The sequence below is a fragment of the Mycobacterium sp. genome (assembly GCF_035499775.1).
Classification (GTDB): Bacteria; Actinomycetota; Actinomycetes; order Mycobacteriales; family Mycobacteriaceae; genus Mycobacterium.
Genome location: NZ_DATJYB010000353.1, coordinates 1 through 8,625, shown reverse-complemented (window position 1 = coordinate 8,625; position 8,625 = coordinate 1). Strand labels below are relative to the sequence as shown.

Sequence of the window (8,625 nt, the reverse complement as noted above, 5' to 3'; positions counted from 1 at the left end):
CGGTCAGGATACGTTGACCCGCAACGACACCGGGCAGGAACCGTCGCTGCTGCTCGTCGCTGCCGTGCCGGGCGATCGGGTCGGCGCCCAGCACCAGCGTCGCGTAGGCCGGCACCGGCGCGACGCTCCAGCCGACCTCGGCCAACAAGACCCCGAGTTCGACGAAGCCGCCGCCGTTGCCCCCCAACGACTGCGGCACGGCGGTGCCCAGCAGGTCGACGGCGGCCAGTTCTCTCCACAGTGCGTCGTCGTAGCGGGTTTCGCCGGCTTCCAGCTCCGTCAGCCGTTCCGGGGTGGCCCGTCGCTCGAAGACTTCGCGGGCCAGCTTCGAGATGGTTTCCTGCTCTTCGGTGAACGTGAAGTCCATGCTTATCCGCTCGGCCGAAACTGGTGCAGCACCAGGTCGTTGTCGAAAGTCTGGTAGAAGACTTCGACCGGCATCCCGACGGTGACGTCCGCCGGGTCGATGCCGGTGAGGTTGGACACCAGTCGCACGCCCTCCTCGAGTTCCACCAGCACGACGATGTAGGGGTAGTCGAAGAACTGGAACCGGGGCTGGTGCGGCATCACGTAGCTGTAGACGGTGCCGCGGCCTGATGACTCGATCGTTTCCCAGTCCAGCGAAAGGCATTTGGGGCACATGGGCCGCGGCGGGTGGCGCAGCTCGCCGCATCCGCCGCAGCGCTGGACCAGCAGCTTGTGCTCCCGCAGCCCGTCCCAGAAGAACTTGGTGTCCGGACTGATCGCGGGTGCCATTCGGGTCGCCATCAGTTTGCCGGCCTGAATCGCAGGACCCGGAATCGCTGGCGCCCCAGCACTTCACCGTGCTGGTTGGTGTAGGTCGTCAGCCAGGTCAGGAAGAAGCCGGTGCCCAGCGCTGTCTTCTTTTCGTCGGAGACCGATTCGTAGACCGCCGTGGCGCTGATGACGTCGCCCAGTCGCGGGTAGCGCTCGATCTCGAATTCCGAGTTGGTCGCCACCGTGCTGGTGTAGCCGGCCTCGTCGAGGAATGCCGTTGGGTTGGTCTTGATCTCGATAGGGGCGCCGCCGCGGTCCCCGATCCCTTCGAGCTTCGGTGACGGCATCGTCCAGGTTTGCAGCATGACCGGCGGTGACACGATGCCGCCGAACCGCGACGTGGCCGCGAAGTCCGGGTCGAGGTAGGCGGGGTTCATGTCGGCCAGCGCGTACGCCCAGTGCCGGATCATCGGCTGGTTGACGGGATCCGGTGCTACCGTGGGCTTTCCGGTGCCGCCAGTGGGCTGGCCGACGAGTGCCCGCAATTTGACGCTGACGGTTTCTGGGTCGGTCACTTGGTGCTGTCCTCCTAATTCGCCTTCGCCGCGACCCGAAGGTCACGGGGTGCTCGCGGCATGAGCAATCCTGCCATGGCAATGATGTCGCGCTGAAGTTCGTTGGCGCCGCCGCCGAAGGTGTTGATGACCGCCATCCGGTAGGCGGATTCCAGGGCGCCGCGCAGAGGTGCGTCGGAGCCGCGGCGTAACCCGTTGCGGTCCAGCACTTCTAGCAGCTCGCGGGCGACGTGTTGGGTCAACTCGGTGCCGAACACCTTGGCGGCCGAGGCTTCTCCCATGCTGAGTACGCCTTTGGTCATCGCGGCGTTCACCCGGAGGTTGACGAGCTTGTACGCGGCGACCTGCGCCTCCACCCGGGCCAGTGCCAGTTGCACCCAGGGCTGGTCGATGACGCGGCCGCCGTCCAGCTCGGTTGTGGTCGCCCACTGCAGCGTTCGCTCGAACAGCGGCTCCAGCGCGCCCAGATTGCCCAGGGCGGCGCGTTCGAAATTCAACTGGGTGGTGATCAGCTGCCATCCCAGGTTCTCGCCGGCGACGATGGCACTCGCCGGGACCCGCACGTCGTCGTAGAAGGTGTAGAAGGTGGAGACTCCCGGCATGGTGTGCAGCGGTTGCCAGGAGAACCCGGGCGAGGACGTGGGCACGATGAAGATCGAAATGCCCTTGTGCTTCTTGACGTTCGGGTCGGTGCGGGCGGCGAGCCAGACGTAGTCGGCGTAGGCGGCTCCGCTGGTGAACATCTTCTGGCCGTTGATTATGTAGTCGTCACCGTCACGAACCGCCGTGGTACGCAGCGACGCCAGGTCGCTGCCCGCCTCCGGCTCGGAGTAGCCGATCGCGAACTCTACGGTGCCGTCCAGGATGGCAGGCAGAAACTTCTGCTTCTGCTCCTCGCTTCCGTACTGCATCAGAGTCGGCCCGACGGTGTTGAGCGTCACCAGCGGGATCGGCGCGTTGACCCGGCGCGCCTCCTCGGCGAAGATGAACTGCTCGATCGCCGTAAATCCGCGTCCGCCATATTCTTTCGGCCACCCGACACCGAGCAGGTCGGCCGCTGCCAGGGCCTGCACGCATTCCCGGACCGCGGGACCGCCCTCGAGACGTTCGCTGATCGCGGCGCTGCGCTCGGGTGTCATCACCTGTTCCAGCGTGGCCCGGATCTCGGCGCGCAGTTGCTCCTGCTCGGGCGTGTATTCGAGTTGCATGGCTCAGACTCCCAGCCGTACCGGCATCCGCTTCACACCGGGCACCATGGTGGCACGCATCCGGTCCACCGCACCGACCAGTTCGAGTTTCGGGAAGCGCCGCAGCAGCTCGTCGAACAGCACGGTCGCCTCCAGACGCGCCAATTGCGCTCCGACGCAGGAATGTTCGCCGCATCCGAAGGCGATGTGCGGGTTGGGATGGCGGGTCACCTTGAATTCCTCGGCGTCGGGGCCGAAGATCTCCTCGTCGCGGTTGGCCGCCCCGTACAGCATCACCACCACGTCGCCCTCGCGGATCAGCTGACCGCGGATCTCGACGTCGCTCGTCGCGGTGCGCGCCATGTGGGTCACCGGGCTGTTCCAGCGCAGCATTTCCTCGACCGCGCTGGGTATCAAATGGCGATCGTCGACGAGCAGGCGGCACTGGTCGGGGTGTTCGATCAGGGCCAGAGTGCCCAGCGCGATCAGGTTGCGGGTGGTCTCGTTGCCGGCCACCAGCAGCAGGAAAGCGAAGTTGAGCAGTTCTTCGTCGGTGAGCCGGTGTTCGTCGATCTCGGCTTCGGACAGGACGGACAACATGTCCTCGCGCGGCTCGACGCGCCGCTCGGCGACCAGCTTCTGGAAGTACTCGAAGAGCTGCCCCATCGCCACGAGCGGGTCGAGCTCGATCTCGGGGTCGGCGTTCCCGGTCGCCGCGTCCGACCAGGTGCGGAATTGCTCCCAGTCGTCGGGCGGGGCACCGATCAGCTCGGCGATCATCCGAGTCGGCAGCGGGGCGGCGATCTGCTCGGCGAATTCGTGCACCGAGCCGGGCTCGATACCGTCGAGGATCCCGCGCACGATCTCTCGGATTTTCGGTTCGAGCACGGCAACGCGGCGGCGGGTGAAGCCGGAGTTGATCAGCTTGCGCATCTGTCGGTGCCGGGGCGGGTCGCTGAAGATGAGGCTGGCCTCCTGCACCGGGCTCGGCATCGCCGGGTCCGGGATGGTGATGCCCTTGGTGGAGGAGAACAGCGCAGGGTTGCTCGACACGAAGCGGATGTCTTCGTATTTGAGCAGCGCCCAGAAGTTGGTGACGTCGTTCCAGCACACCGGCTCCGTCGCGCGCAGCTCCCGGTACGCGGGGTAGGGGTCGCCGGCGTAGAAATCGGGGGAGTGCAGCGGAAACCTGGTTCGCACGGGCGGCCCCTCTCGCGGGACGTAAATCCGACAGATTGATGCAATCTGTCCTGGAAAGTGTGTCTACCCTCCGTCGCGCGCGGCTGTCAATACGTCGGCAACATAGTGCAATAGGCTGGAATTCGACTGGCTGACGATTGACGCCGAAGTGCCACGGGTGTACACCAGACCATTAGATGACCGATCTCGGTGAGGAAGCGCATGGCTGAGTCTCGACCCGCCCTTGTTGACACCTACCAGCTCTACATCGACGGGCGCTGGGTCGAGCCGGAGGACGGTCGCTACGACGACGTCTCGCCGGCCACCGAACAGACCATCGCCACCGCGCCGGACGCGAGCGTCGGCCAGGTCAGCAACGCGATCGCGGCGGCCCGGCGGGCATTCGACAGCGGGCCGTGGGGCGCGATGAGTCCGCAGGACCGCGCCGGCTGCCTCAACCAGCTCGGCGACGCGCTGATGAAGCACGCCGACGAGTTCTTCGCGCTGTCCCAGGTCGAATGGGGCTGTATTGCCAACGAGCGGATGATGCAAGTCGACGGCGCCGCGTTCATGTCGATGCACGCGGCCCAGCTCGCCACCCAGCTGACCGACCAGGAGATCACCGGAATCGGCGCCGGGACCACGGTGCTGCGTCACGAACCTCTCGGCGTCGTGTCGATCCTGACGCCATGGAACTTCCCGCACTGCCTGAACGTCATGAAGCTGAATAATGCCCTGGCAGCGGGGAATACCGTCGTGCTCAAGCCTTCGCCGCTGACTCCGCTGGCCGGGCTCGCGCTGGCCCGGCTCATCGACGAGCACACCGACATCCCGGCGGGCGTGGTCAACGTCGTCACGCCGTCGGGGCTTGAGGCCGCCAAGCTGCTGACCACCGATCCACGCATCGACATGATCAGCTTCACCGGCAGCTCGGCCGTCGGCGGCCAGGTCATGTCGGCGGCGGGCCCCACGATGAAGCGGATCCTGCTGGAGTTGGGCGGCAAGTCGGCGAGCATCGTCCTCGACGACACAGTGGTCACCGACGAGATGCTGCAACAGATGCTGTTCGACTGCTGCTCACTGCACGCCGGGCAGGCCTGCATCCTGCACAGCCGGCTGCTGCTTCCGGATTCGCTGCACGACGACGTCGTCGACCGGTTGGTCGCGCTGGCCCGCGAGGTGACGGTCGGCGACCCCACCGATCCCGACGTGCAGATGGGGCCGCTGATCAGCGCCGCGCAACGGGAGCGGGTCCAGGCCCACGTCGACGGCGCGGTGAGCGACGGAGCCAAGCTGGCGACCGGCGGTGGGCGTCCGGCCGGCCTGGATGTCGGATTCTATTTCGAGCCAACGATTCTCACCGAGGTCGAGCCGGATTCGACCATCGCCCAGGAAGAAGTGTTCGGGCCCGTGCTGACGGTGCTGCGCTACCGCGACGACGAGGACGCGGTGGCGATTGCGAACAACTCCCGGTACGGGCTGTCGGGCGCGGTGTGGGGCACCGACACCGACCGCGCCGTCGGCGTTGCCCGGCGCATCCGCACCGGCCAGGTCGCGGTCAACGGCGTCGGCCCCGGTGACGCGCCCTTCGGCGGCTTCAAGCTGAGTGGGCTGGGTCGCGAGGGCGGCGGCGTCGGCGGACTGCACCAGTACATGGAGAAGAAGGCCATCGGGGTTCCCGCGTGACGGCACCCCTTTGCGGGCTGCACGTCGTCGAAATCGCCACCGAGATCTCAGGTCCTTACGCCGCAAAGCTTTTCGTCGACCTCGGCGCCGAGGTCACCAAGATAGAGCCGCCTGACGGAGACCCGCTGCGCCGCTGGGGCCCGTTCCCGCAGGACGGACCGGGACGCGGCGGCCTATTCGAATACCTCAACGCCGGAAAGCGTGGCGCCACACTAGATTTCGTGCAGCCCGACGACATGGCGGCGCTGCGGGAGCTGATCGCGGAGGCGCATGTACTGATCGAGAATTTCCCGCCCGGAACGCTGGCGGGCTGGGGACTGGACCTCGACACGCTGCAACGGATCAGCCCAAACCTGGTGCTGCTGAGCATCTCTGCGTTCGGGCAGGGTGGACCCTGGCGCGACCGGCCGGCCTCGCCGCTGACCGTGCAGGCGGCGTCGGGCTGGATCAGCACCCGGGATCCCGAGCGCCCGCCGGTGCAGGCCGGTGCCCGGATCGCCGAGTACATCGCGGGTGCCTACGGTGCGCTGGGCGCGCTGACCGCGCTGCGCTTGCCGCCCGAAGGCAAGGTCAGGCAGGTGGACGTTTCGGAATTGGAGTCGCTGCTCTCGACACTGCCGTATCCGATGCTGATGGCGCAGCGGATGCAAAGCCTGGGTCTGCCCACCGACCGTCGTTCGGCGCCGATGCTCGGCGTCATGCGGGCCGCCGACGGCTGGGTAGGGATCAACTGCCTGACCGGACAGCACTGGCTCGACGTGTGCGCGATGCTCGATCTGCCCGAGTACGGCGAGCACCAGATCGCGATCATGCTGGGCGGCCCGGAGCGTGCCGAGTTCTTCGCCAAAGCCGAGCCGAAGCTGGCCGAGCGGACCGTCGCGGAAATCGTCGAACTGAGTCAGGCGATGCGCATTCCGGCTGCCCCGGTCAACGACGGCGCCACCGTGCTGGACTGCCCGCAGTACGCCGAGCGGGGATTCTTCGTGGAGCACAACGGCTTCCGGCGCCCGGGAGCGCCCTTCCGGTTCTCGAAAACGCCAGTGGCACAGCCCTGTTCGGCGCCAACCCTGGGGACCCGGCCCACACCCTGGATCACCCGCGCCGAATCGCTCTGTCCCGTCGAGGTACCGGACGGGGGGCTCCCGTTCAGCGGACTGCGGGTGCTCGACCTCACCACTTTTTGGGCGGGCGCCTATCTGACCTGCTACCTCGGCGCGTTCGGCGCCGACATCGTCAAGGTCGAGTCCATGCAGCGGCCCGACGGTTTACGCTACTCGGGCGCCTTCCCGTCCGAAGGAGACGACTGGTACGAACGCAGCGCGCTGTGGCAGGCCACGAACCTCAACAAGCGCGACCTCACTCTCGACCTGACGTCGCGGCGCGGGCTTGAGATCGCGCGCGAACTGGCCGCGCACGCCGACGTCGTCGTGGAGAACTTCTCACCCCGGGTGGTGGAGCAGTTCGGTCTGGACTACGACTCGCTGGTCTCGCTGAAGCGCGACGTGATCGTGGTGCGGATGCCCGGGTTCGGTCTGCAGGGCCCGTGGCGAAACTACGTCGGCTGGGCGCTGAACATCGAGCAGACCTCGGGTATGTCGGCCGCAACCGGTTACCCCGACGGCCCGCCATGCAACCTGCAAGGGCCCGCGGATCCCGTCGTCGGCGTGCATGCGGCCGTCGCGTTGCTGGCCGCGCTGGAGCACCGCAGCCGCACCGGCGAGGGGCAACTGGTCGAGATCGCACAGATCGAGGTCGCCGCGTGCCTGGCCGCCGAACCGGTGATCGAGTACTCGATGAACGGCGTGGTACGGCCCCGCGAGGGCAACCGTCGGCGCGGTTACCTGCAGGGCGTCTACCCGACCAGCGTCGAGGATTGCTGGGTGGCGTTGGCCGTTCGGGACGAGGGGCTGATTGACCACGACGTGTTCGACCAGCTCGTCGCCTCCTGGACGCGTACGCAGCCTCCTGAGGCGATCGTGGAAACCCTTCGGGCACAGGGAATCCCGGCCGAGCAGTTGGTAGCGTCGGATCAGATGTACGAGATCGAGCAGCTCGGCGCCCGCCGGTTCTACGAGGAGTTCGAGCATCCGATCACCGGTGTGCGCCGCTACCCGGGCTGGCCGTTTCGCATCACACCCGGGCCCGCGCGGCACCACCGCACAGCCCCGCCCACGCTTGGCCAGCACAACGACGAGATCCTGCGCGGTCTGGGTCTTTCCGGCGACGAGCTGGCCGAACTGCGGGAAGAGCGGGTCATCGGCGACCGGGCACTCAACGCGTAGTGGCGATCGCAAGCGCGGCAGCCGGGCGCAGCGGGTCGCTACCATCGGGACCCCGTGGCGATCGCAAGCGCGGCGCGGGGGTCGTGCATTCCGCCGAGCGTAAAACCATTGCGAAAAATCGTGCTCAACCGTGATCTGTATGCAGTCTCGGCGCCCCCAGTGCAGTCTCGGCGCCGCCTGCGTAGGCGCGGTGCGCCGCGGCATGGGGATTCGGGCGGCCAGCTCATCGAGACTGCAGTGAGGGCGTGGTTTGGTGCTTCAACCACGATCTGTATGCAGTCTCGGCGCCCCGAGTGCAGTCTCGGCGCCACCAGTGCGGCACGTCGCCACCGTCGGCCATAGCCGGCCGCCGCCATAGGATGACAGCCATGATGGACGCCGAACTGGAACGCTGGCAGGCCGCCGGGCAGTACTTCGACTACCTCGGATTCCGGATCTTTTACCGCATGGAAGGCAGTGGACCCCCGCTACTGCTGATCCACGGCTACCCGTTCAATACCTATGACTGGCAGCCGATCTGGCCGGCATTGACGCAGCGGTTCACCGTCATCGCACCGGACATGATCGGCATGGGCTTTTCCGACAAACCGGTGGCCTACGAATACTCGGTCACCGACCACGCGGACATGCACGAGGCACTGCTGGACCACCTGGGTATCCGCAACGCGCACATCCTGGCCCACGACCTCGGCGATTCGGTGGGCCAGGAACTGTTGGCCCGCAGCGAATTCAGTCAGCAGGTTTACGGCGCGCTGCGCATCGACTCGATCACCTGGCTCAACGGAGGCATGTTCAACGAGGCCTACACGCCCCGGCTGGCGCAGAGACTGATGTCACGTACCCCGTTGGGCGACATCATCAGTCACGTGCAGGACAGTCCACTGTCCCGTCGGCTGTTGGAACGGACGTTGCAAGAGATGTTCGGACCGAACACCAAGCCGACGCCGCACATGATGGACGTCTTCCGTCAAATCCTGG

The 8,625-nt window shown here is 66.7% G+C and carries 8 protein-coding genes; 3 read left to right on the top strand and 5 right to left on the bottom strand.

All coding sequences use genetic code 11. The features are described 5' to 3' along the window. From VML93_RS22160 to VML93_RS22140, 5 genes are all read right to left on the bottom strand, one after another. Positions 1 to 367: acyl-CoA dehydrogenase family protein (locus VML93_RS22160; RefSeq protein ID WP_325614358.1), on the bottom strand; the 367-nt coding region annotated here is incomplete at its 3' end. Positions 368 to 369: 2 nt separating this feature from the next. After that, positions 370 to 768, bottom strand: a complete 399-nt coding sequence (locus VML93_RS22155; protein WP_325614357.1) for a Zn-ribbon domain-containing OB-fold protein — start codon at positions 766 to 768, stop codon at positions 370 to 372. Beyond that, positions 768 to 1,313, bottom strand: a complete 546-nt coding sequence (locus VML93_RS22150) for an FAS1-like dehydratase domain-containing protein (protein WP_325614355.1) — start codon at positions 1,311 to 1,313, stop codon at positions 768 to 770. The genes VML93_RS22155 and VML93_RS22150 overlap by 1 nt, the downstream gene beginning before the upstream one ends. A 14-nt stretch (positions 1,314 to 1,327) precedes the next feature. Next, complete coding sequence (locus tag VML93_RS22145; protein ID WP_325614353.1) at positions 1,328 to 2,521, bottom strand: acyl-CoA dehydrogenase family protein; 1,194 nt, start codon at positions 2,519 to 2,521, stop codon at positions 1,328 to 1,330. Between the two features lie 3 nt (positions 2,522 to 2,524). Beyond that, positions 2,525 to 3,682 carry a cytochrome P450 gene (locus VML93_RS22140; protein ID WP_414686415.1) on the bottom strand — a complete coding sequence of 386 codons (1,158 nt, stop codon included), beginning with the start codon at positions 3,680 to 3,682 and terminating at the stop codon, positions 2,525 to 2,527. Between the two features lie 219 nt (positions 3,683 to 3,901). Between VML93_RS22140 and VML93_RS22135 the strand changes: the two genes are divergently transcribed. From VML93_RS22135 to VML93_RS22125, 3 genes are all read left to right on the top strand, one after another. Further along, entirely contained in the window at positions 3,902 to 5,365 is a 1,464-nt protein-coding gene (locus VML93_RS22135; RefSeq protein ID WP_325614349.1) for an aldehyde dehydrogenase family protein, read from the top strand. Then, complete coding sequence (locus VML93_RS22130) at positions 5,362 to 7,647, top strand: CoA transferase (protein ID WP_325614347.1); 2,286 nt, start codon at positions 5,362 to 5,364, stop codon at positions 7,645 to 7,647. The genes VML93_RS22135 and VML93_RS22130 overlap by 4 nt, the downstream gene beginning before the upstream one ends. A gap of 371 nt (positions 7,648 to 8,018) precedes the next feature. After that, a partial coding sequence (locus VML93_RS22125) for an alpha/beta fold hydrolase (protein WP_325614345.1) occupies positions 8,019 to 8,625 on the top strand: 607 nt, incomplete at its 3' end.